Source organism: Vibrio sp. (genome assembly GCF_984391705.1).
In genome coordinates this window covers 1-1,486 of sequence record NZ_CFHWOM010000156.1, presented here as the reverse complement: position 1 = coordinate 1,486, position 1,486 = coordinate 1, and the positions used below count along the sequence as shown (strand labels likewise).

The window sequence follows — 1,486 nt, the reverse complement described above, 5'->3', positions numbered from 1 at the left end:
AATAAGTAATAAGCTCAGAGACATCCAGCTTCAGTCTCTGCATAATATTCGCCAATGTAATGTTGGAAATGTAGCTACCTTATTTAGGACAGTACATACATAAAAAGAGTCGCACTAGGCGACTCTTTTTTGTTCGTTTTTTATTGAATACGAGCTTAAGTCAGATGATCTTCAACCACGTCAGTTTCTAGCACTGGCGCGATTTCTGATTCTTCCTCTACTGGCTCAGCTTGAGTACGCACAGGCGCCTTCCACTTATAGATCAAGTCGTATTGCACTGGTGTCGGCTGAGCGATCACAGGCTGTTCTGGCTGAGCCTGCTCGTTCGCGGCATCGAGTTCAACCACATTCGCCGTTTGACCTTCTTCTGAGTCTGCTGGCAATTGTGCTGGTTGAGCAGGTTCTAGCGGAAGCTGCACTGGTGTTGCTGGTTCCATACCCACCATCGGATCTTCAGTCACTTCTAACGGACGAATCGAAGACGCTTCTTGCTCAAACGCCTGCTGTGAGGCCAATAGATGAATCGTTAGCGTCACTTGGTTGCCTTGAATACGCTTGATTTCCGTACCCGCTACCGAGTTAAGCTTGGTTAGCGAATTCTCTAGCTCAAAGAAATCCATTGCTGATTCAACGTTCAGTACTTTCACATCTAGGGCTTTAGACGATTTGCTTGAAACCACCACCGCACTCTTATTCGCGTAGTAATCAGCAATACCGCCCATCATCGCAGGAATCGCATTCGCACCTGATGCAGAACCACTGCGTGGAGACTGCTTTGATTCAGATAATTGTGCTGGTGATTGGTCGTACAGAGTCCAGCGAAGCTTATCGCCTTGAACGCGTACGATCAGTACCGCATCGACCGGGTAACGTTGGCTCGCTTGGCTAATTGGATCAACGAAGTCACCCCAAAGGTCAGACACATTCACACCCGTCACATCATCAAAATCACCCACAGGCATAGTGACTGGTAAACCACGCGCTTGTGCGGCTTCACGCAACGCAGCTGCACTTGCTGAATCTGAGTGCTCCCATGTAATCGTGCGATCGTAGCCCTGCTCTTCTACCATCCACACCAGAATGTTGGCACGGTTTGGTGACCACAATGGAAGCTGAGCTTGAGTCAGCAGTGAACGGATTTGACCGCTGTTAAACAGCATCTTCAAGCTGTTTTGACCATCAATTTGGCCGTAACCAAGTTGAGAAATATAGCGAGAACTTGAACCCACTGCTTTCTTAATTACTGGGTTGCTAAGGGAAGATTGGCTGCCAGTCGCACGCACAATCACATCTTGCATACCTTGTTGACGAGCGAGTTCTTCGCCGTCTTTTTGCTCACCGTCGATCGCCACTTCGGCACGATAGATATCCACCTGAGTTAATGCATAAACTGGCAGAGACAACCAACCTATCAATAAGAGAGCTAAATAGCGCATAGTTTTCATAATCCTCTGAACAAGAACACGCATGATAAGCAACTATCAAA

The 1,486-nt window shown here is 47.5% G+C and carries 1 protein-coding gene; it reads right to left on the bottom strand.

The genetic code is table 11. The annotated features are described in order from the left end of the window. Positions 1-155: 155 nt before the first annotated feature. Entirely contained in the window at positions 156-1,436 is a 1,281-nt protein-coding gene (locus AC4MRV_RS22095) for a DUF2066 domain-containing protein (RefSeq protein WP_491189412.1), read from the bottom strand. Positions 1,437-1,486: the final 50 nt, after the last annotated feature.